The organism is Rhizobium anhuiense bv. trifolii, assembly GCF_024346605.1.
GTDB classification, from domain to species: Bacteria; Pseudomonadota; Alphaproteobacteria; order Rhizobiales; family Rhizobiaceae; genus Rhizobium; species Rhizobium anhuiense.
The window spans coordinates 1,872,269-1,893,731 of sequence record NZ_CP098803.1; the positions used below are offsets into that span (position 1 = coordinate 1,872,269).

Genomic DNA, 21,463 nt, shown 5'->3' on the forward strand with positions numbered 1-21,463 from the left:
CGCGCGTCTTTCAGACGCGCAAAGGACACTGTAACACTTTCAATCCTCGCATCGTGCTCTGCGAAAATCCATTCCGATTTTCGGAGAGCACGATGCGTTGGAGATGTCATTCCCAAGACTTCATCCACAGCTGCAATAGGCTAGATTCCTTGCCCGCCGGGCTCTTCTGGGCTAGTCAAGACCCATGGGACAAGAGATTTTGCCGCCTTCCGGCGGAGACGACGACAACATCCAGCCGGTCGACCTCAAGGCGGCGCTCGAGCAGCGTTACCTTGCCTATGCGCTGTCGACCATCATGCACCGCGCTTTGCCTGACGTGCGCGACGGGCTGAAGCCCGTCCATCGCCGCATCGTCTATGCGATGAACGAGATGGGGCTGAGGCCGAATACAGCCTTCAGGAAATGCGCCAAGATCGTCGGCGAAGTGATGGGTAACTACCATCCGCACGGCGACCAGTCGATCTACGATGCGCTTGCCCGTCTCGCCCAGGATTTCTCGCAGCGCTACACGCTGGTCAACGGCCAGGGCAATTTCGGCAATATCGACGGCGACAGCCCCGCCGCCATGCGTTACACCGAATCGAAGATGACGGCGGTCTCCGAACTGCTGCTCGAGGGCATCGATCAGGATGCCGTCGATTTCCGTGATACTTACGACGAATCGAATACCGAGCCGGTCGTCCTTCCCGGCGCCTTCCCGAATCTGCTCGCCAACGGCTCCTCCGGCATCGCCGTCGGCATGGCGACCTCGATCCCGTCGCACAATGCCCACGAGCTTTGCGATGCCGCCCTGCATCTGATCAAGCATCCGGATGCCACCGTCGAAAAGCTCGTCGAATTCATTCCCGGCCCGGACTTCCCGACCGGCGGCATCATCATCGACAGCCGCGACAGCATCATCGAGAGCTATCGTACCGGCCGCGGCGGTTTCCGCGTGCGGGCGAAATGGCAGACGGAAGATCTCGGCCGCGGCGGCTACCAGATCGTCATCACCGAAATTCCCTTCCAGGTGCAGAAATCGCGGCTGATCGAGAAGATCGCCGAGCTGCTGATCGCCCGCAAGCTGCCGTTGCTGGAGGATATCCGCGACGAATCGGCCGAGGACATCCGTGTCGTGCTGGTGCCGAAGACCCGCAGCGTCGATCCGACGATCCTGATGGAATCGATGTTCAAGCTGACGGAGCTCGAGAGCCGATTCCCGCTCAACATGAACGTGCTCTCCATGGGCCGCATCCCGCGGGTCATGGCGCTGAACGAGGTGCTGAAGGAGTGGCTGGACCACCGCCGCGAAGTTCTGCAGCGCCGCTCGCGCTTCCGTCTGGCGGCGATCGACAGGCGCCTCGAAATTCTCGGTGGTCTTCTGGTCGCCTATCTCAACATCGACGAGGTCATCCGCATCATCCGCGAGGAGGATGAGCCGAAGCCGGTGATGATGGCGCGCTGGGATCTGACCGACAATCAGGTCGAGGCGATCCTCAACATGCGGCTGCGCGCCTTGCGCAAGCTCGAAGAGTTCGAGATCCGCAAGGAATTCGACGAACTCACCAAGGAAAAGGGTGAGATCGAGACACTTCTTGCCTCCGACGAAAAGCAGTGGCAGACGGTCGCCTGGGAAATCGGCGAAGTGAAGAAGAAATTCGCCAAGGCGACCGAGGTCGGCCGCCGCCGCACGCAGTTTGCCGATGCGCCTGAGGCCGACGAGGAAGCAATCCAGCAGGCGATGATCGAGAAGGAACCGATCACCGTCGTCATTTCCGAAAAGGGTTGGATCCGCGCGCTGAAGGGCCATATCGCCGATACGGCGACGCTGACCTTCAAGGAAGGCGACGGCTTGAAGATAGCCTTCCCGGCGCAGACGACGGACAAGATCCTGATCGTCACGACCGGCGGCAAGGCCTTCACGCTCGGCGGCGACAAGTTGCCCGGCGGTCGCGGTCACGGCGAGCCGCTGCGCATCATGGTCGACATGGATAACGATCAGGCGGTGTTGACCGCTTTCGTCCACGATCCCGCGCGCAAGCAGCTGATTGTCTCCACAGCCGGCAACGGCTTCGTCGTTCCGGAGGCAGAGCTGGTCGCCAATACGCGCAAGGGCAAGCAGATCATGAACGTCGCGCTGCCCGAGGAAACGCAACTGCTCGTGCCCGTCAGCGGCGACCATGTCGCCGTCGTCGGCGAAAACCGCAAGCTGCTGGTCTTCCCGCTGGCGCAGGTGCCGGAGATGTCGCGCGGCAAGGGCGTCCGTCTGCAGCGTTACAAGGATGGCGGCATTTCCGACGTCCGCTGCTTCGCGATATCAGACGGCCTTATCTGGGAAGACAGTGCCGGCCGTACCTTCACGAAGAACAAGGACGAGCTTGCCGAATGGCTGGCCGACCGCGCCACTGCCGGTCGCACCGTGCCGAAGGGCTTTCCGCGCAGCGGTAAATTCGCCGGCTGAGGCATAAATTCCGCGCTCGTCTCTTGGCGGGCGCGGCAACTCCTCTATCTCATTGCTGTTACCAAAAATATGAGAGGCCGGCTCCGGAGGCGGACGGAATGGTCGCAGGCCGCGCACGGGAGGAGTGTGCGCGCATTACCGGAGGAAAATTGATGCCCGCCAGCACAATTAAAGTGCATGTCAGCCACACCTACAGGGCCCCGCCCGCCGTCGTCTACGACGCCTGGCTTAACCCCGAAATCGCCCGCCGCTTCCTGTTCGCGACCGATGACGGTCACGTCATCCGCGCCGATATCGATCCGCATGTCGGCGGCCGTTTCTTCGTCGTCGACCGCCGCCCGACCGGCGACGCCTTCCACCAGGGAGTCTTCCTGGAACTGAAGCGCCCACGACGCATGGTCTTCAGCTTCTCCGTCGAGGAGCATGATCACAATTGCGACCGCGTCGAAATCGAGATCGAGCCTCTCGGCGGCGGCAGCCGCCTGACGTTGACCCACGAAATGTGCGCCGAATGGGCCGAACACGAGGAAAAGACCCGGCAAGGCTGGGCGCATGTGATCGAGGGGCTTGGCAGGGAACTGGAGCAGCAGCAGTTCAAGGCGACGGGTTGAGCGCTATGCTGAAATCCCGAAGGAAGCGGGTCGCGCCTTCCTCGTCGATCTCGCCGGCGGCGACGTCGAGTACAAATGCAATGACCTGCGCGTTATCGGCATTGATGACGTAGCGGTTGATATAGAGAAACGTAAACGCCGCGAGATAGCCGGTACGCTTGTTTCCATCCTTGAATGGGTGGTTTCTAACAATGGCGTAGAGATACGCTGCGGCGAATACGAAGATATCGGTTTCGCCACATGCCGCCTTGTCGAGCGGGCGCGCCAAACTGGTTTCCAATGCGTTGGCATCCCGCAGGCCAGACAGACCGCCATGCTCGGCAATCTGCTCGTCATGCATATTTTCAACCGCCTGGCGGATTCGCGGAGCGCCACTCGATATTTTTCCATGCCGATGCGGGCTGCCCGCACTTGCTCGGCAAGGTCAGCCGATTCCGGCACGAGCCGAATATTACCCTCGACCTCTCGCAATTCGAGGCTGTCACCGCTGCTCAAGCCCAGCCGCTGCAGTACCTCTTTAGGGATAATAACGCCCTCGGAATTGCCGACCTTGCGGATTGTGCCCTTCATCATTTTATCCCCTGTAATAACGGAGTTACAACATGGTCCGATCCGGCGGCAACGTCCTATTCCGCTGGTTGCCTGATGCTCTTCTCCCGCACCATCCAGAAGCAATGCCCGGCGATCGCCGTCACCAGGATGCCGCCGCCGACCAGCGTCATCGTCGCCGGCGTTTCGGCGAAGATCAGCCAAACCCAGATCGGCGCGAGCACGGTTTCCAGCAGATAGAACATGCCGACTTCAGGCGCGGAAAGATAACGCGGCCCCGTTGCAAGGCACCAGAAGGCGACCGGCATCATGATGGCGCCATTCAAGAGGATCCAGCCGGGATGGGCGATGGAAAATCCCAAGGGCAGAGCTTGCGCGAGGCCGAGGGCGGCCGGCAGGATGGCGGCAAGCAGCGGCACGAAGCCCATTTCCCGGCGCGAGCCACGTCCGATGGTGATGGCTGCGGCAAGAATAAGCGCGCTGAGAAGCGCCATGGCGTCGCCAAAAATATGGCCGCTCGCAAGCCCTTCGCGCACGATCAGCCCGACGCCGAAGATCATGAACAGCATGGCGATCAGCGTCGCGGCCTGCGGCTTCTCCTTCAGGAAGATCCAGGAAAGCAGGGCAGCGAACATCGGGTTGAAGGCGACGATGAAGACGACATTGGCTGTGGCCGTATTGAAGACTGAAAGCACGAAGGTGAGGGAGGAGAGGCCGTAAAGCAGGCCGGCGAATAGGCCTGCTCGCCCAGGAATGAGGACCGGCCATTTGCCCGAGGCAAGGCGCATTGCTCCAAGGATGACGAGCGTGGCGAGAATCGTTGCTGCGCTTCGTATTCCCAGGATCGACCAGATGTCGCCATCGCCAAGACGGACGAGCGGGATATCCATCGAAAGCGCCAGCCCGCCGATCGCCGTCAGCAGCAGACCCTTCCGATGATCGGAAAGAGCGGTGGGGAACATTCAGTCGTGGGTGCTTTCGGGCATGGAGGCGGGATCGAAACGTTCCCAGCCGCGCGGCGTCAGATGCTCCTGCGGCTGGAAGCGCGTCTTGTAGTCCATTTTCCGCGACCCTTGAACCCAGTAGCCGAGATAGACATGCGGCAGTCCCAGCGCTTTCGTGCGCCTGATATGGTCGAGAATCATGAAGGTGCCGAGCGAACGCCGATCGAGCGCCGGATTGAAATAGGAATAGACCATCGACAGCCCGTCGCTCATCGTATCGGTCAGCGCTGCGGCAAGCAGCTCGCCCTTCGGCCGCTGCTCCAGTCCGGAGCCTTCCTCGCGCCGGCGGTATTCGATGATTCTCGTATTCACATGCGTGTCTTCCACCATGATCGCATAGTCGAGCACGGTCATGTCGGACATGCCGCCCTGCTGGTGGCGAAAATCGAGATAACGCCGGAAGAGCGAATATTGCTCGCTGGAAGGCTGGGCGGGGAATTCAGTGGCGATGACGTCGGAATTGGCGGCAAGCACCCGCTTCATCGATTTCGTCGGCTCGAATTCCTGGGCGAGAATGCGCACGGAAACGCAGGCGCGACAGGATTCGCAGGCCGGGCGGTAGGCGATGTTCTGCGAGCGGCGGAAACCGCCCTGCGTCAGGATGTCGTTCATCTCGGCGGCACGCGGGCCGACCAGATGGGTGAACACCTTGCGCTCCATCTCATGCGGCAAATATGGACACGCAGCCGGAGCCGTCAGATAAAACTGCGGGGATGGCGTGGTCTGCGTATTCATTTGTCGCGGAAATTTCCTTGTCGAGACAGTGCCGTTTTCAGACAGCATGACCTAAGAATAGAAAACGTCAACAGCGGGGCGGGTTTCGCCCTTCATTTCAGTCTTCTAATTTTAGATATGGAGCGTCCGAAGTTCCCGGCAAAGGCAAGGCGGAGACTTTATTTCGTCTCCGCCCTCCAAAAAAGCCCAAAGTTGCAATGAGGCTTTGAGCCAGGGTCTCAGGCTGTGCGCACCGTTGCCGTGCCGACCAGCAGGTCGTGGACGAGACGGCTGCGCTCGATGAACAGGCCGGCCAGCAGGATGAGCGGCGTCAGCACCGAGTTGAGGATCCAGAACAGCGCCAGATGCGCGATCGCCGTCATGAAATCCATCGGCCGCCCATCGACGCGCACGATTGCGATTCCCATGGCGCGCATGCCGAGCGAGGCCTGGCTCGGTCCGCCCACCGTCAGGCCGAAATAAATGCCGGCGACGATGACGAAGAGGGCAGGGTAGAGAAAGAAGCCGAGCCCCAGCGTGACGATCGACAGGAAGAACAGTACGATCGCCGCGGGAATGCAGAGCAGCGCCACGATGACGTAATCGAGGATGAAGGCGAGGACACGGCGGCTCAACACGCCGCTATAGGCGCGCCAGTCCTCCGGTGCGGCATAAAGCGGATTGGGGTTGTAGCTCATCTCAATCTCCTGCGGAAAAACGATGCCGCTGATATGGTATCGGCAGGGCAAAATGCAATAATCTGCCCCCAAATCGCCAATCTGCTTGAAATCACCGCTTCGCGAGAATCCTCGCCACCTCGACCGCGAAATAGGTGAGGATGCCGTCGCATCCTGCCCGCTTGAACGACAGCAGCGTTTCGAGCATCGCCCGCTCGCCGTCGATCCAGCCGTTCATCGCCGCAGCCTTGATCTGCGTATATTCGCCGGAAACCTGGTAGGCGAAAGTCGGCAAGCCGAAGGCCTCCTTTATCCGCCAGCAGATATCGAGATAGGGCAGGCCGGGCTTGACCATCAGCATGTCGGCGCCTTCCTCGACGTCGAGGGCCGCGTCGCGGACTGCCTCGGTGCCGTTGGCGGGGTCGAGATAATAGGTCTTCTTGTCGCCTTTCAGCAGCCCGCCCGTCGAGATCGCCTCGCGATAGGGACCGTAGAAGGCGGAGGCGAATTTCGTCGCATAGCTCATGATGCCGACGTTCTGGTGGCCGGCCGCATCGAGCGCCATGCGGATCGCGCCGATACGCCCATCCATCATCTCCGACGGTGCGATGATGTCTGCGCCGGCATCCGCCTGCATCACGGCGGCGCGCGCCACCTGGTCGACCGTTTCGTCATTGACGATTTCGCCGCCTCTGAGAATACCGTCATGGCCGTGGCTGGTGAAGGGATCGAGCGCGACGTCGGTGATGACGCCGATATTGGGCACCGCCTTCTTGATCGCCGCCGTTGCCTGGTTGATCAGGTTGTTGGCTTCGAGGCTGTTCGAACCGGTCTCGTCCCGCAGTTCCATCTCGATATTCGGAAAGGTGGCGAGCGCCGGAATGCCGAGGCCGGCCGCTTCACGCGCGGCTTCCACGGCTTTGTCGATGCTCATCCGGTTGACGCCGGGCATGGCCGGGATCGGATCGACGATGCCGGAACCCGGGACGATGAAGATCGGCCAGATCAGGTCGTCGACCGTCAGCCGGTTCTCCTGCACCAGCCGGCGTGTCCAATCCGCCTTGCGGTTGCGCCGCATGCGGCGATGGCCGGTGATCTCGTCGACGAGATGAGTTCTGTCCTGCATGATATCTGTCCCAAGCCCATTCCATTTATCCGAGCGCTCATTATCATGGCGCCCGGAAAATCCAAACCGGACGATTGGCCGCGGCGGAAAACCTCCGGCGCATAACCGCGAAATTTGGAGTCGATTTTCAGGGTTATGCGCCAACGCAATGTGATAGAGCGTCCTCAGCCCGTCTTGTCAGATGCGCGGGCGCCTTTGTGAAGATGCAACCCCAAACCGATGTCTGCGCTATGGAAACCGATTCCCCGACGATACCGAAACGCACGCTGGCGGATATCCTCTTCATTCTCTTCCTGAGGCTGGTTGCCGTCTCCTGCTTCTGGTTCGGCCTGCAATATTGGGCGATGCTCGTCGGCTATTCGCTGGTCGGCGCCGGCCGCTTCGATCTTTTGAGCCTGCCGTGGAAGGTGGCGAGCACCAGTCTCGCCGTGCTTTTCCCCGTGGCCTCCCTCGGTCTCTGGCTCACCGTTTCCTGGGGACCGGTGATCTGGGTGCTCGCCGCCGGCGGGCAGATCCTGATGTATGGCCTGCTGCCGGATATTTTCGGCCCCAACCAGCTGATCATTCTGCTGCATGTCATGGTCGCCGTCGTTTACTGGATTTTCCGCCTGCTGCTGTGGCTGGAAAAGCGCCGGCATCGCCGCCAGGTAAGCGTTGATTTACCCTGAGACAACGTGGAGTTACCGGTAAGGCTCCGTTAAGCCTGCGGTTTAAGTCGAATTTTATATGTATTCGATAGGGTCTCACTCAAGGCGGGAAGAAAACACACCGCCAAACAAACAGTGAGGCAGTCAATATGAATACGAAAATCAAGCCGCAGGCGGTATCGACCTTCCGTGACCAGCAGGATCATGACATCCGTGATCTTTACATGGAATCCCTTCATCTCGTTGAACGTCTGCACCGTCGTCTTCTCGATGTCATCAAGGACGAATTCGACCGTCAGGGTCGCAGCGACGTCAACGCCATCCAGGCGCTGCTCCTTTTCAACATCGGCAATTCCGAACTGACCGCCGGCGAGCTGCGCTCGCGTGGCTACTATCTCGGCTCCAACGTTTCCTACAACGTCAAGAAGCTGGTCGATCTCGGCTTCATCAACCACCAGCGCTCGCGCATCGACCGCCGCTCGGTCCGCATCAGCCTGACCGAAACCGGCCAGGACATCGCCGAAACGGTGGCCAAGCTCTACGAACGCCACATCGCCTCGATCGATAAGGTCGGCGGCATTGGCACCGATGAGTTCACGCAGATGAACAAGCTGCTCCAGCGTCTCGATCGCTTCTGGAACGATCAGATCCTGTACCGCCTCTAAAACCCGGACCTCCTTTCAGGGTTGCAGAAAATCGGACGTGTTCCCTGCACGTCCGATTTGCCGTTTGATCCGCGTGGCATCTTTGCAACGCATGGCTGACAAGCGCAAAGCCCGGTATTCAAGCCGTTTTTTAGCCGTTATTAACCGGCACGGTTTACCCCGTCATATGGTTCGTTGCGTCGTGTTCCCGGCAGCCGACAGTCCTTCTGCCGACCTGGCAACACGAATTGGCCATATTGGTGTGGCAGCGGAAGGCTTAACAACCGGCGCTTTCAATGGACCGATCAGAGTTCAGGCTTTCTCATCGCAATCTTGTGATGGGGGAGGCGGAGTTTTTTGATACGCCGGGACAACGAATGGACAGGGATCTGCGTTAAAGCGCAGTGATTTCGCAAAGAGCCGCGGCTTGTTCTTATGGCGGCATTGAGTGGTTGGGACTATGTCGAAGAAAAACGGAATTGAAGCTCTCTCTCGCCGCGCTTTCCTTGCGTCCGCGGCAACGGTTGGCGCCAGCGCGATCGCGGCGCCGGCATTTGCGCAATCGGCGCTCGATACGCTGATCAACGCGCCGCGCCGCGGCAACTGGGACGACCAGTTCGACGCCAAGGCGGCGTCGCGCACGGCGACCGCCATGGTTTCCAACACGCCGATCCTTGGGCCCCAATCTGTCGCGAGCGCCCAGCAGGCAATCATGCAGTATCAGCAGATCGCCGCAGCCGGAGGCTGGCCCGAGGTCAATCCCGGTGATCAGCGCCTGCAACTCGGCGTCAGCTCTCCCGCCGTCCAGGCGCTGCGCCAGCGTCTCGCGATCACCGGCGATCTGCCGCGCGAGGCCGGCCTGTCCAACGCCTTCGATTCCTATGTCGACGGCGCCGTCAAGCGCTTCCAGGCGCGTCACGGTCTGCCGGCCGATGGCGTTCTCGGCGAATTCACCCTGAAGGCGATGAACATCCCCGCCGATGTTCGCCTGCAGCAGCTGAACACCAATGTCGTCCGTCTGCAGACCTTCCCCGAGGACTTGGGCCGCCGTCACCTGATGGTCAATATCCCGGCCGCCTATGTCGAGGCCGTCGAAGACGGCAGTGTCGCGACGCGTCACACCGCGGTCGTCGGCCGCTTGAGCCGCCCGACGCATCTGGTCAATTCGAAGATCTACGAGGTCATCCTCAATCCTTACTGGACGGCGCCGCGCTCGATCGTCGAGAAGGACATCATGCCGCTGATGCGCAAGGATCCGACCTATCTCGAAAAGAACGCCATCCGCCTGATCGACGGCAAGGGCAACGAAGTCGCCCCCGAAACCGTCGACTGGAACGGCGAGGCGCCGAACCTGATGTTCCGACAGGACCCCGGCAAGATCAACGCCATGGCGTCGACGAAGATCAACTTCTACAACAAGAACGGCGAGTACATGCACGACACGCCGCAGCAGGGCCTGTTCAACAAGCTGATGCGCTTCGAATCCTCGGGCTGCGTCCGCGTGCAGAACGTGCGCGACCTGACCAACTGGCTGCTGCGCGAGACCCCCGGCTGGAGCCGCCAGCAGATGGAGCAGGTGATCGCCACCGGCGTCAACACGCCGATCAAACTCGCGGCGGAAGTTCCGGTTTACTTCGTCTATATCTCTGCCTGGGGCATGCCCGACGGCATCGTCCAGTTCCGTGACGACATCTATCAGATGGACGGCAATGCCGAGCTGGCGCTCGACACCACGGCTGGCATGGAACAGCCAGTTCAGTAAGCGGCAAGCTCTGCATCGCAATTTGAGAACCGCGCTTTCGGGCGCGGTTTTTTTATGCCGGGAGGGGCTCTCCATAAAATGGCCGCCAGGCATCGGCGCGGCGCGGCCGGAAAAGAGCGTGAGCGCGCGCTTTGCTCAGCAAATGTCGTTCTTCGTATTGCCCTTGCCACAGCGGGAGGCTAATACCTCAGCGCATTCCAGTTGAGGAGCCCGCCCATGACCAATGCTTCCACCGAATCCTTCTTCAATCGCTCGCTTGCGGACGTCGATCCGGACATTTTCAGCGCGATCGGAAAGGAGCTCGGTCGCCAACGGCACGAGATCGAACTGATCGCTTCTGAGAACATCGTCTCCCGCGCCGTGTTGGAAGCCCAGGGCTCCATCATGACCAACAAATATGCCGAGGGTTATCCCGGCAAGCGTTATTACGGCGGCTGCCAGTTCGTCGATATCGCCGAGGAACTGGCGATCGAGCGCGCCAAGAAGCTGTTCGGCGTCAATTTCGCCAACGTCCAGCCGAATTCCGGTTCGCAGATGAACCAGGCGGTGTTCCTGGCGCTCCTGCAGCCCGGCGACACTTTCATGGGTCTCGACCTGAATTCGGGCGGCCATCTCACGCATGGTTCGCCGGTCAACATGTCCGGCAAGTGGTTCAACGTCGTTTCCTACGGCGTGCGCGAAGGCGATAACCTGCTCGACATGGATGAGGTCGCCCGCAAGGCCGAAGAAACCAAGCCGAAGCTCATCATCGCCGGCGGCACTGCCTATTCCCGCATCTGGGACTGGAAGCGCTTCCGCGAGATCGCCGACAGCGTCGGCGCCTATCTGATGGTCGACATGGCCCATATTGCCGGCCTCGTCGCCGGTGGCGTTCATCCGTCGCCGTTCCCGCATTGCCATGTCGCGACGACGACGACCCACAAGTCGCTGCGCGGCCCGCGCGGCGGCGTCATCCTCACCAATGACGAGGATCTGGCGAAGAAATTCAATTCGGCCGTTTTCCCCGGCCTGCAGGGTGGTCCGCTGATGCACATCATCGCCGCCAAGGCCGTTGCCTTCGGCGAGGCACTGCAGCCGGAATTCAAGGATTATGCCGCTCAGGTCGTCAAGAATGCCAAGGCGCTCGCTGAAACGCTGATATCAGGCGGCCTCGACGTCGTCTCCGGCGGCACCGACAACCATCTGATGCTGGTCGACCTGCGCAAGAAGAACGCCACCGGCAAGCGCGCCGAGGCAGCGCTCGGCCGTGCCTACGTCACCTGCAACAAGAATGGCATTCCCTTCGATCCGGAAAAGCCCTTCGTCACCTCGGGTGTGCGCCTGGGCGCACCGGCCGGCACCACCCGTGGCTTCAAGGAAGCGGAATTCCGCGAAATCGGCAATCTCATTGTCGAGGTTCTCGACGGCCTGAAGGTCGCCAATTCCGATGAAGGCAATGCCGCCGTCGAAGCCGCCGTGCGCGGCAAGGTGGTCAATCTCACCGACCGCTTCCCCATGTATGGCTACATGGGATAAGGAGTAGGGATGCGCTGCCCCTATTGCGGTTCGGAAGATACTCAGGTCAAGGATTCGCGCCCGGCGGAGGACAGCACCTCCATCCGCCGGCGGCGCATCTGTCCGGATTGCGGCGGTCGCTTCACCACCTTCGAGCGCGTGCAGCTGCGCGAGCTGATGGTCATCAAGAAGACCGGCCGCAAGGTGCCATTCGACCGCGACAAGCTGGTGCGCTCTTTCGAGGTGGCGCTACGCAAGCGCCCGGTCGAGCGGGATCGCATCGAGCGCGCCGTCTCCGGCATCGTCCGCCGGCTTGAAAGCTCCGGCGAAACCGAGATCTCTTCCGAGCAGATCGGCCTGCAGGTGCTGGAGGCGATGAAGAGCCTCGATGATGTCGGCTTCGTGCGCTACGCCTCGGTCTATCGGGATTTCTCGCTTGCCGAGGATTTCGAGAAGGTCATTTCGGAAATCAACGCCAAGATTGCCCGCGACCCGCTGGACAGGTGAGCCATGAGCATCACGCCGCATGACGAACGTTTCATGGCGGCGGCGATCCGCCTGTCGCGCTGGCATCTCGGCCGCACCGCTACCAACCCCTCCGTCGGATGCGTGATCGTCAGGGATGGCGTCATCGTCGGCCGGGCGGTGACGGCGCTCGGGGGCCGCCCGCATGCCGAGACGCAGGCGCTGGCTGAAGCCGGCGCGCTCGCCCGCGGCGCCACCGCCTATGTGACGCTCGAACCTTGCTCGCATCACGGCAAGACGCCGCCCTGTTCCGAGGCGCTGATCGCCTCTGGCGTTGGCCGCGTCGTCATCAGCGTCACCGATCCAGATCCGCGTGTCTCGGGCCGCGGCATCGCCATGCTGCGTGAAGCCGGCATACAGGTGGATGCCGGTGTTCTGGAGGAAGAGGGCCGGCGTTCGCTTGCCGCCTATCTCACCCGCCAGACGAAGAACCGGCCCTATGTGACTCTCAAGCTTGCCGTTTCCGCCGACGGCATGGTCGGCCGTCAGGGGGAGGGACAGGTGGCAATCACCGGCCCGCTCGCCCGCGCGCAGGTGCATGCGCTGCGCGCCGAAACCGATGCGATCCTCGTCGGCATCGGCACGGCGATTGCGGACGATCCGCTGCTGACGGTGCGAACACCAGGTCTCGAAGCCCAGTCCCCGATCCGCATCGTTCTCGATCCCACCCTGGCATTGCCGCTGACCAGCAAGCTCGCCCTGACGGCGCGGGACGTGCCTGTCATCGTGGTGGCGAGTGAGGAAGTGTGGCCTTTGTCGGCGGATGCGGAGGGGCTACCCCCCTCTATCCTGCCGGACACCTCCCCACCTGTGGGGGGTCCGAAGGACGGGTCGAGACCTGTGGCTCGGCCCCGGTACTCCGGCAGGGCAGAGGGGGGTACCCCATCCACAGACGCTACCGACATGGACTCGCGCCGCGCCGCACTCGAAGCCGCCGGCGTCGAGATCGTCTATTGCAATCCTTACCATCCGGAAATCCTGCTGCCGGCACTCGCAACACGCGGTATTTCCTCGCTTCTGGTCGAGGGCGGCGCAAAGACGGCGCGGCTTTTCCTCGAGGCTGGCCTCGTCGACCGTATCCAGCTTTATCAGGCGCCTGTCGTTATCGGCCAGCGCGGTATTGAATCGCCGCTTGATGCAACCGACATACCATCGGGTTTTGCCCATAGGGGCACGCGGATGTTCGGCGAAGATCGCCTGGACGAATATGAAAGAGGGTTTTGATGTTCACCGGAATAGTCACCGATGTCGGCACGGTCGAATCCGTTTCCCCGTTGAAGGAAGGCATCCGCTTGCGGGTCGCGACCGCCTATGATCCCGCGACCATCGACATGGGCGCCTCGATCTCGCATGCCGGCATCTGCCTGACCGTCACCGCCCTGCCGGCCGAAGGCAGCAACGGCCGCTGGTACGAGGTCGAGGCCTGGGAGGAGGCGCTCCGGCTGACGACGATCAGCACCTGGCGGGAAGGCAGCCGCATCAATCTCGAACGGTCGCTGAAGATCGGCGACGAGCTCGGCGGCCATATCGTTTCCGGCCATGTCGACGGCAAGGCGGAAATCCTCTCGGTGACATCGGAGGGTGACGCCACGCGCTACCGCCTGCGTGCGCCCGAACACCTCGCAAAATTCGTCGCCCCCAAGGGTTCGATCGCACTCGACGGCACCTCGCTGACGGTCAATGCGGTCGACGGCACGGATTTCGACGTGCTGCTCATCCGCCATACGCTCGAAGTCACCACATGGGGCGACCGCAAGGCCGGCGATTTCGTCAATTTCGAGGTCGATACCATGGCGCGTTACGCCGCCCGGCTGGCCGAATTCCCCAGCGCCTCAGCCTGAAATGTGCCCCTCACCCTAACCTGCCGGGGTCGAGCCACTCGTCTCGCCCTGTCCTTCGGACCCCCGTAAAAGCGGGGCGAGGGGACGTGCCATGCGAGACGCCGGCGAAGGACGGAGAGGTCGCCGCATATTCCCTTCGCCTGCGAGCGGAGAGAAGGTGCCGGCAGGCGGATGAGGGGCCGCTACCGCGAAAACTGAATAATCTCGCCATTGTATTGCGTCCGCGCCGTCTCGCGAAAACCGAGCTTGGCTGCCACCCGCAACGAAGCCTCATTCTCGGGGCTGATGATGCAGCTCATTGGTTTTCCTGGGAAATGCGCCTCCGCCCAGCCGATCAGGATTGCCAGCGCCTCGGTGGCATAACCGCGGCCGTGTGCTAAGGGCATCAGCGCCCAGCCGACTTCCATCGTCCCTTCGATCGACGGTTCCATCTCGCGGCGGGCTTCGAGGAAGCCCGCTTCGCCGATGAACCGGCCGCTCTCTTTTTCGATGATCGCCAGAAAGCCGAAGCCCATATGATGCCACATGCCGGCGAGGCGCAGCATGCGGCTCCAGCTCTGCTCGCGCGTCGATGGCACGCCGGTGATGAAGCGAACGACGTCCTCGTTTGCCCATAATGCCGCATGCGCCTCGAAATCGTCGAGGCGGTGGGGGCGCAGCGTCAGCCGCGCCGTTTCGAAGGTCGGAATGTCGGTCACATCAGGTCCTTATGGAAATCGCGCCCTCAGGCGCCGGGCTCGCCGTCCCAATAATCGAGATCACCTTCCGGCCGTCCGATGTGGCGGAAGCGCCCGGCTTTTGTGCCGTCCCTGTTGGTCTTGGCAAGGAACTTTCCGGAATCGGGATATTCGACGATCTCGGTCTTCGCCATCGTCGAGATGCCGAGATAGACAAGCGTCGTCGTGCCGGTGTTGATGATTTGGTGCGCCGTTTCCGGCCCGCCAGCCGGCGCGCCGAGCACGTCGCCCGCCCTGATCGGATGGCGCGCGTCGCCGAAGCGGTATTCGCCGGTGCCTGCGATTATATGGAAGAGTTCGTCTTCGACATGATGATTGTGGAAGGGACAGCCCGACTTGCCTGGCGGTACCTCGTTGTAGCTGACGCCGAGTCCGGCGAGGCCGAGAAGCGTGCCGAACGAGGTGTCGACGCTTTCATAGAACTCGCCCTGTTTCCAATGGTCGAGCTTGAGATCGGCGGTATTGATCACCGCCTTCGGTTCCATCGCCATGATGTTCTCCTGTTCCAGGAAGAGAAACTATCATCGCGCCGGAAAATTCAATGCCTATCTCGGAAATCCCCGGCATGGGCGGAGAGGAGACCGCCGCCCATGCTGTGAGCGGCCGCGCATGGAATGGAACACGCTAGGGACGCTCGATCACTTCAACCCACGCATACCCCCGAAGATCGATTCCGATCTCGGGGGTATGCGCTGGAGCGTCAGCGGACGTAGAAGGTCAAGCTTCCGTCGGCTGCCTGCTCGGCGTTGACGATGTTGCGGACGTCGACGCCTTCATTGTTGAGCCGGTGGGCCAGCGATCTGTTGGCGTCGATCGAGGCCTGGATGCCGCGAACGGCCTGACCGGAGCGTTCCGGCGCCGAGCGCGGACCGGTCGTTTCGTCGTCGAGATTGCGCCAGTTATGGACCTGCTCGACATTGAAATCATTGCCGTGGAAGGTCCGGAGTGTCTGTTCGATGCCCTGGGCCGTGTTCATTCCAAGGCTTTCGGCCCGGCTGACGCCGGCAAATGCGAGCGAGGAGAGGGCTGCGGCGAGGGTGATGGTGACAACGCGGTTCATGATGGTATCCTTTCATCTGCTTTGACGGTCGACTGTCGTTGCAGGGGATCGTCTGCGTCACGACATGGAATTGGCGTTGCCCTCTTCGCGATTCAATGGGTTAAGCCACTGAAAATCCATTAAGAATTGTTCATGAAAACCGCCTTCGAATTGCCGTTTTCAAGGCATCCGGGAAAGCTGATTTGAAAGGCTTGCCCAGCAGTGCAGGCAGGACGCGGCTATCCCCTTGCAGATATTTCTTCTTTGGCATTGGGGCATCGGGCGAAATTGCTTGCCATTCGGACGAAGGCATGTTTTGACCGCGGGCTGCCGAGTGGGAAATGTCCCGCCAACCGAAGGTGAACCATGCCGAGAGAGACCGCTCCCCATATTTTGATCGTTGAGGCCCGCTTCTACGACGACATGGCCGACGCCCTGCTCGAAGGCGCGACTTTCGCATTGCAAGAAGCCGGCGCCACCTTCGAGGTGGTCACCGTTCCCGGCGCACTGGAAATTCCGGCGGCGATTGCCATGTCGCTCGATGGAGACGACAATGGCGGCACGCATTATGACGGCTATGTCGCCCTCGGCATGGTCATTCGCGGCGAGACCTATCACTTCGATATCGTGTCGAACGAATCCTCGCGCGCCTTGATGGATCTTGCGGTCAGCGAGTCCCTTGCCATCGGCAACGGCATCCTGACCGTCGAAAACGATGAACAGGCATGGGCGCGCGCGCGCCGCTCGGATAAGGATAAGGGCGGATTTGCCGCTCGTGCAGCTCTGACGATGATCGAGCTGAAGCAGAAACTGGGTGCATAACGAATGAACGACGACAAGACGGAACGGCCGGTCAAGACTGCAAACCAGCGGGGCGCTGCCCGTCTTGCTGCCGTTCAGGCACTTTATCAAATGGATGTCGGCGGCACCGGCGTTCTGGAAATCGTCGCCGAATACGAGGCGCACCGTCTTGGCCAGGAACTCGACGGCGCGACCTATCTGAAGGCCGATGCCGCCTGGTTCCGTTCCATCGTCTCCGGCGTCGTGCGCGATCAGGTCCGCCTCGATCCGCTGATTGCCGCGGCACTGCAGGATGATTGGGCCTTGTCGCGCCTCGACAGCACCGTGCGCGCCATTCTGCGCGCCGGCGTCTTCGAGATCACCGACCGCAAGGACGTTCCCGTGGCGGTCATCGTCACCGAATATGTCGAGATCGCCCAGGCCTTCTTCGACGACGACGAGCCGAAGCTTGTCAACGCCGTGCTCGACCGCATCGCCAAGCAGGTCCGCGGCGAGGCGAAGAAATAACTCCTTAGCCGCCAAACAATCTCCCTGCGTCTTTCTTCGCACTGCAATGGTTTTCGCCCGTTGCGGTCTTGACGCAACGTGATCGACCACGCAATCTCCACACCGCTTAGCTGTGGCATTTCTGTGGAGAGGAAGGCGATTCGGCGGCGTATCTGCCGGAGAAGGAGTGATCTCCGGCCTATGGGAGGAACGAGCGAAATGACCATTCTTTTATGCGTAATCGCATGCGGTCTGCTCTCGGTGGTCTATGCCGCCTGGGCAACCCGGTCGGTGCTTGCCGCCGATCAGGGCAATAGCCGCATGCAGGAGATCGCGGGTTACATCCGCGAAGGCGCTCAAGCCTATCTGACGCGCCAGTACAGAACCATTGCCCTTGTCGGCGTTGTTGTTTTCATCGCAGCCTGGCTGCTTCTTTCCGCCACGGCCGCCATCGGTTTCCTGATTGGCGCCGTACTATCAGGCGCTGCCGGTTTCATCGGCATGCATGTCTCCGTCCGCGCCAATGTGCGCACCGCCCAGGCAGCCTCCATCAGCCTTTCCGCTGGCCTCGACATCGCCTTCAAGTCGGGTGCGATCACCGGCATGCTGGTGGCCGGTCTGGCGCTGCTCGGCGTCTCCATCTACTACACTATTTTGACCATCGGGCTCGGCCATGAGAGCGGCTCGCGCGAAGTCATCGATGCGCTGGTGGCGCTCGGCTTCGGCGCTTCGCTGATCTCGATCTTCGCCCGTCTCGGTGGCGGTATCTTCACCAAGGGCGCCGACGTCGGCGGCGACCTCGTCGGCAAGGTGGAAGCCGGCATTCCCGAAGACGATCCGCGCAACCCGGCAACGATTGCCGATAATGTCGGCGACAATGTCGGCGACTGCGCCGGCATGGCCGCCGACCTCTTCGAGACCTATGCGGTCTCGGTCGTCGCCACCATGGTTCTCGCCGCCATCTTCTTTGCCGGCGCGCCGATCCTCCAGTCTGCGATGGTCTATCCGCTGGCGATCTGCGGTGCCTGCATCATCACCTCGATCATCGGCACCTTCTTCGTCAAGCTCGGTGCGAACGGCTCGATCATGGGCGCTCTTTACAAGGGCCTCATCGTCACCGGCCTGCTGTCGATCGTCGGTCTCGGCGCTGCCACCTCGCTGACCATCGGCTGGGGCTCGATCGGCTCCGTCGGCGGCGCCGATATCTCGGGCGCGCACCTCTTCTTCTGCGGCGTCATCGGCCTCGTCGTCACCGCGCTGATCGTGGTGATCACCGAATATTATACAGGCACCGGCAAGCGCCCGGTCGTTTCGATCGCCCAGGCCTCGGTCACCGGTCACGGCACCAACGTCATCCAGGGTCTGGCCGTCTCGCTGGAATCGACGGCACTGCCGGCGATTGTCATCGTCGGCGGCATTCTCGCCACCTACCAGCTCGGCGGCCTGTTCGGCACCGGCATTGCGGTCACGGCGATGCTGGGCATTGCCGGGATGATCGTCGCGCTCGACGCCTTCGGACCGGTGACGGACAATGCCGGCGGTATCGCCGAAATGTCGCATCTGCCGCCGGAGGTGCGCAAATCCACCGACGCGCTCGATGCTGTCGGCAATACGACCAAAGCCGTCACCAAGGGTTATGCCATCGGTTCCGCCGGTCTCGGCGCACTGGTTCTCTTCGCCGCCTACTCCTACGACCTCAAATATTTTGCGGCGAATGGCGACAAGTTCCCTTATTTCGCGGGCATAGGCGAAATTTCCTTCGATCTTTCCAACCCCTACGTCGTGGCGGGATTGATCTTCGGAGGTCTCGTTCCCTACCTCTTCGGCGGCATTGCCATGACCGCCGTCGGCCGTGCGGCCGGCGCGATCGTCGAGGAAGTCCGCCGTCAGTTCAAGGAAAAGCCCGGCATCATGCAGGGCACGGAAAAGCCGGATTACGGCAGGGCCGTCGACCTTCTGACCAAGGCCGCCATCCGCGAGATGATCGTGCCGTCGCTGCTGCCGGTGCTGGCGCCGATCGTCGTCTATTTCGGCGTGCTGCTCATCTCCGGCTCCAAGGCTTCCGCCTTTGCCGCGCTCGGCGCATCGCTGCTCGGCGTCATCATCAACGGCCTCTTCGTCGCCATCTCGATGACATCGGGCGGTGGCGCCTGGGACAATGCCAAGAAGAGCTTCGAGGACGGTTTCGTCGACAAGGACGGCGTGCGTCACATGAAGGGTTCGGATGCGCACAAGGCCTCCGTCACCGGCGATACGGTCGGCGATCCCTACAAGGATACCGCCGGCCCCGCCGTCAACCCGGCGATCAAGATCACCAATATCGTCGCACTTCTGCTGCTCGCCGTTCTTGCTGGCTAGACAGATCAGAGACCATTAAAAAACCCGCCGGAGCGATCCGGCGGGTTTTTCGTATGAGGTATGTCCGATCAGCGCAGGCTGCTTGGGTTCTGCGGCGTACCGCCCGCACCGCCGCCGAACAGGCTGCGGGCAGCACTCGCGGCGCTGCCGCCGGAGAGCATCTGCTGCAGGAAGGTGAGTTCCTTGCCGCCGGTCGGCGTGACGCGTCCGATCGTGTCGAACACCTTGCCGTCCTGCAGCGTATAGTTGGCACGGCGGCTGACGACGTTGTCCTTGTCGAAATAGATTGCCAGAACGCTCTGGTCGACGACCTTCAGCTTCTGGAAGGCGACGGCACGCGTGCGTCGCTGCGAGATATAATAGAAGACTTCGCCGTCGAAGGTCGCCGTCGTCGAGGGGGTGCCGAGCGACAGCAGCACCTGCTCGCGGCTTGAACCCTCCGGAACGAGGTTCAGCGACTGCTGGTCGGCGACATAACCGCCGTTGAGCACGGTGCTGGTTTGGCAGCCGGAAAGAGCTGATGTGGAGGCGATTATGAAGGCAATGGCCGCACTGCTGAAGAATTTCATGTCAGACTTGAAATACCGTTTCTTCAACGACATCTACTCCCTTGAGTGTCGATAGCAGCCATTTTGGGCCTTGCACGCTTTCCTCCTGCAAAACCATTGTGGCCATTCCGAGTCGAATGTCCCGAATTCGCTTCGTAGACGCATTGAAGGCATTGTCCCGAAACTGGCCACGATCAGCATTGCAATTCGCGCCTGCTTCGGTAAACCAGCTTTCGAAATCATGCAACAAGGCCAGACGCCAGCCGGCATGAAGAATGAGGCATTTCCGGAAAAAACAATGATCTTCGGGCTCTTCCGTAAGAAAAACAACAATCAGGCGATCGTCGACAGGCAATATGCGGCCTTGGCGGCGGCCGCGCGCATGCCGGAACTCTACGAGCAGCTCAATGTGCCCGATACGGTCATGGGCCGTTTCGAGATGCTGTCGATCACCATGATTCTGTTTTTTCGCCGCACGCGCGCTTCCGCCACCAGCGGTCAGGAGATCGCCCAGGAGATCGTCGACGCCTTCTTCCAGGATATCGACTATTCGATCCGCGAGCTCGGCATCGGCGACAACAGCGTGCCGAAGCGCATGAAGAAGCTTGCCGGCATGTTTTACGGCCGGCTCGAAGCCTATTCGAAGGCGATGGACACCGGCGATGCCGAAGCCCTGGCTCTTGCTCTTCAACGCAATATCTACCCCGAAACCGAAGCGCCGGCCGATATGTCCGGCCTCGCCGGATGGATGATCACCGCGGAAGCGCATCTGTCCGCTCTAGCCGAAGAGGTGATCGCCACCGGCTCGGCAACGCTTCCGCCGGTCGCCAGCCCACCGGTTGCCTGAAGGAGGAAACGATGAAGAATGATCGGGACGATGTTCCCTTCTCCTATCATGTCAAGGTCGGCCATATTTCGGCCAACCCCGTCGAGGTCCATGTCGAGGCCGACGCCAGCGAACTCACGGCGCTTGCCAAGACCTGGAACGTCGTTTCCGTCGACGATCTCAGCGCCGATCTGCAGATTGCCCGCTGGAAGCGCGACGGCGTGCGCATCAAGGGCCGCGTGCAGGCGAAGATCGTCCAGTCCTGCGTCGTGACGCTGGAACCGGTCGAATCCGCCATCGATGAGAGCTTCGAGCAGATCTTCGTGCCGGAGGGCTCCAAGCTTGCGCGCCAGCCCGGCAGCGACGCCGGCGAGATGCTGCTCGATCCCGACGGTCCCGATCTGCCCGAAACCTTTGTCGGCGATACGATCGATGCCGGCGAGGTGGTTGCAGAATTCGCCGCTTTGGCGATTGATCCCTATCCGCGCAAGGAGGGTATCGAATTCTCAGGTCATATCGAGGATAGCGGCGAGGACGATAAAAAACCCTCCGCTTTCGCGGTCCTCAAGGACTGGAAAAAGGACTGAAGCGTCTCGGGCATTTGACACAATTCAGTTGTAAGCGACGCCAAAAC

23 protein-coding genes and 1 pseudogene are annotated in these 21,463 nt (G+C 61.3%); 14 read left to right on the top strand and 10 right to left on the bottom strand.

The window, feature by feature from the left end; translation table 11 throughout:
- The first annotated feature begins 184 nt into the window (after positions 1-184).
- Positions 185-2,440 (top strand): DNA topoisomerase IV subunit A, encoded by a 2,256-nt coding sequence (gene parC, locus NE851_RS17855; RefSeq protein ID WP_097542994.1) that lies wholly within the window; start codon positions 185-187, stop codon positions 2,438-2,440.
- Positions 2,441-2,592: 152 nt separating this feature from the next.
- Complete coding sequence (locus tag NE851_RS17860; RefSeq protein ID WP_047616391.1) at positions 2,593-3,051, top strand: SRPBCC family protein; 459 nt, start codon at positions 2,593-2,595, stop codon at positions 3,049-3,051.
- On the opposite strand, the gene NE851_RS17865 is transcribed toward NE851_RS17860, so the two are convergent.
- The 6 genes and pseudogenes from NE851_RS17865 to hemB all read right to left on the bottom strand — a co-directional run bounded on the left by NE851_RS17865 (position 3,035) and on the right by hemB (position 7,121).
- Positions 3,035-3,391: a type II toxin-antitoxin system death-on-curing family toxin gene (locus tag NE851_RS17865; protein WP_097542995.1), complete on the bottom strand. Its 357-nt coding sequence runs from the start codon at positions 3,389-3,391 to the stop codon at positions 3,035-3,037. The genes NE851_RS17860 and NE851_RS17865 overlap by 17 nt on opposite strands.
- A gap of 11 nt (positions 3,392-3,402) precedes the next feature.
- Positions 3,403-3,621: pseudogene (locus NE851_RS17870) on the bottom strand (AbrB/MazE/SpoVT family DNA-binding domain-containing protein); the annotation flags it as partial.
- Positions 3,622-3,677: 56 nt separating this feature from the next.
- The gene (locus tag NE851_RS17875) at positions 3,678-4,562 is read right to left on the bottom strand and encodes a DMT family transporter (RefSeq protein ID WP_097542996.1); all 885 of its coding nucleotides are present in this window, start codon (positions 4,560-4,562) and stop codon (positions 3,678-3,680) included.
- The gene (locus tag NE851_RS17880) at positions 4,563-5,339 is read right to left on the bottom strand and encodes an arginyltransferase (protein WP_047616394.1); all 777 of its coding nucleotides are present in this window, start codon (positions 5,337-5,339) and stop codon (positions 4,563-4,565) included. It lies immediately after the preceding gene.
- 218 nt (positions 5,340-5,557) lie between these two features.
- Positions 5,558-6,016, bottom strand: coding sequence for an RDD family protein (locus NE851_RS17885; protein ID WP_097542997.1), 459 nt, complete (start codon positions 6,014-6,016; stop codon positions 5,558-5,560).
- A gap of 91 nt (positions 6,017-6,107) precedes the next feature.
- Entirely contained in the window at positions 6,108-7,121 is a 1,014-nt protein-coding gene (gene hemB / locus NE851_RS17890) for a porphobilinogen synthase (protein WP_097542998.1), read from the bottom strand.
- A 230-nt stretch (positions 7,122-7,351) separates the two neighbouring features.
- On the opposite strand from hemB, the gene NE851_RS17895 reads away from it, so the two are divergent.
- The 7 genes from NE851_RS17895 (at position 7,352) to NE851_RS17925 (ending at position 14,034) form a co-directional block, all read left to right on the top strand.
- Positions 7,352-7,789, top strand: coding sequence for a DUF6163 family protein (locus NE851_RS17895; protein ID WP_063474274.1), 438 nt, complete (start codon positions 7,352-7,354; stop codon positions 7,787-7,789).
- Between the two features lie 128 nt (positions 7,790-7,917).
- On the top strand, positions 7,918-8,433 hold the full coding sequence (gene ldtR / locus NE851_RS17900) for a transcriptional regulator LdtR (protein WP_003547156.1): 516 nt from the start codon (positions 7,918-7,920) through the stop codon (positions 8,431-8,433).
- A 439-nt stretch (positions 8,434-8,872) separates the two neighbouring features.
- Entirely contained in the window at positions 8,873-10,174 is a 1,302-nt protein-coding gene (locus tag NE851_RS17905) for a L,D-transpeptidase family protein (protein ID WP_047616400.1), read from the top strand.
- Positions 10,175-10,390: 216 nt separating this feature from the next.
- Positions 10,391-11,689, top strand: a complete 1,299-nt coding sequence (gene glyA, locus NE851_RS17910) for a serine hydroxymethyltransferase (RefSeq protein ID WP_018447470.1) — start codon at positions 10,391-10,393, stop codon at positions 11,687-11,689.
- Between the two features lie 9 nt (positions 11,690-11,698).
- Positions 11,699-12,175 (top strand): transcriptional regulator NrdR, encoded by a 477-nt coding sequence (gene nrdR / locus NE851_RS17915; protein WP_254961893.1) that lies wholly within the window; start codon positions 11,699-11,701, stop codon positions 12,173-12,175.
- Positions 12,176-12,178: 3 nt separating this feature from the next.
- Positions 12,179-13,417: a bifunctional diaminohydroxyphosphoribosylaminopyrimidine deaminase/5-amino-6-(5-phosphoribosylamino)uracil reductase RibD gene (gene ribD, locus NE851_RS17920; RefSeq protein ID WP_097542999.1), complete on the top strand. Its 1,239-nt coding sequence runs from the start codon at positions 12,179-12,181 to the stop codon at positions 13,415-13,417.
- A complete protein-coding gene (locus tag NE851_RS17925) occupies positions 13,417-14,034 on the top strand; it encodes a riboflavin synthase (protein WP_097543000.1) in 618 nt (205 codons plus the stop codon). The genes ribD and NE851_RS17925 overlap by 1 nt, the downstream gene beginning before the upstream one ends.
- 182 nt (positions 14,035-14,216) lie before the next feature.
- Here NE851_RS17925 and NE851_RS17930 read toward each other — a convergent pair whose 3' ends face one another.
- The 3 genes from NE851_RS17930 to NE851_RS17940 form a co-directional block, all read right to left on the bottom strand.
- Positions 14,217-14,732: a GNAT family N-acetyltransferase gene (locus NE851_RS17930; protein WP_097543001.1), complete on the bottom strand. Its 516-nt coding sequence runs from the start codon at positions 14,730-14,732 to the stop codon at positions 14,217-14,219.
- Positions 14,733-14,758: 26 nt separating this feature from the next.
- The gene (locus NE851_RS17935; protein WP_097543002.1) at positions 14,759-15,262 is read right to left on the bottom strand and encodes a cupin domain-containing protein; all 504 of its coding nucleotides are present in this window, start codon (positions 15,260-15,262) and stop codon (positions 14,759-14,761) included.
- Positions 15,263-15,471: 209 nt separating this feature from the next.
- Positions 15,472-15,831, bottom strand: a complete 360-nt coding sequence (locus NE851_RS17940) for a hypothetical protein (RefSeq protein WP_047616410.1) — start codon at positions 15,829-15,831, stop codon at positions 15,472-15,474.
- Between the two features lie 345 nt (positions 15,832-16,176).
- On the opposite strand from NE851_RS17940, the gene ribH reads away from it, so the two are divergent.
- From ribH to NE851_RS17955, 3 genes are all read left to right on the top strand, one after another.
- Entirely contained in the window at positions 16,177-16,632 is a 456-nt protein-coding gene (gene ribH, locus NE851_RS17945) for a 6,7-dimethyl-8-ribityllumazine synthase (protein ID WP_004674116.1), read from the top strand.
- A 3-nt stretch (positions 16,633-16,635) separates the two neighbouring features.
- A complete protein-coding gene (gene nusB / locus NE851_RS17950) occupies positions 16,636-17,118 on the top strand; it encodes a transcription antitermination factor NusB (protein WP_018241520.1) in 483 nt (160 codons plus the stop codon).
- Positions 17,119-17,316: 198 nt separating this feature from the next.
- Positions 17,317-19,455, top strand: a complete 2,139-nt coding sequence (locus tag NE851_RS17955; protein WP_047616414.1) for a sodium-translocating pyrophosphatase — start codon at positions 17,317-17,319, stop codon at positions 19,453-19,455.
- A gap of 68 nt (positions 19,456-19,523) precedes the next feature.
- Here the strand turns inward: NE851_RS17955 and NE851_RS17960 are convergent, their stop codons facing one another.
- Positions 19,524-20,057 carry an outer membrane protein assembly factor BamE gene (locus tag NE851_RS17960; protein WP_047616416.1) on the bottom strand — a complete coding sequence of 178 codons (534 nt, stop codon included), beginning with the start codon at positions 20,055-20,057 and terminating at the stop codon, positions 19,524-19,526.
- Between the two features lie 187 nt (positions 20,058-20,244).
- Between NE851_RS17960 and NE851_RS17965 the strand changes: the two genes are divergently transcribed.
- Together NE851_RS17965 and NE851_RS17970 are read left to right on the top strand one after the other, a co-directional pair.
- Complete coding sequence (locus NE851_RS17965; protein WP_052213390.1) at positions 20,245-20,850, top strand: ubiquinol-cytochrome C chaperone family protein; 606 nt, start codon at positions 20,245-20,247, stop codon at positions 20,848-20,850.
- An 11-nt stretch (positions 20,851-20,861) separates the two neighbouring features.
- Positions 20,862-21,416 (top strand): YceD family protein, encoded by a 555-nt coding sequence (locus NE851_RS17970; protein WP_047616418.1) that lies wholly within the window; start codon positions 20,862-20,864, stop codon positions 21,414-21,416.
- The last annotated feature ends 47 nt before the right edge of the window (positions 21,417-21,463 follow it).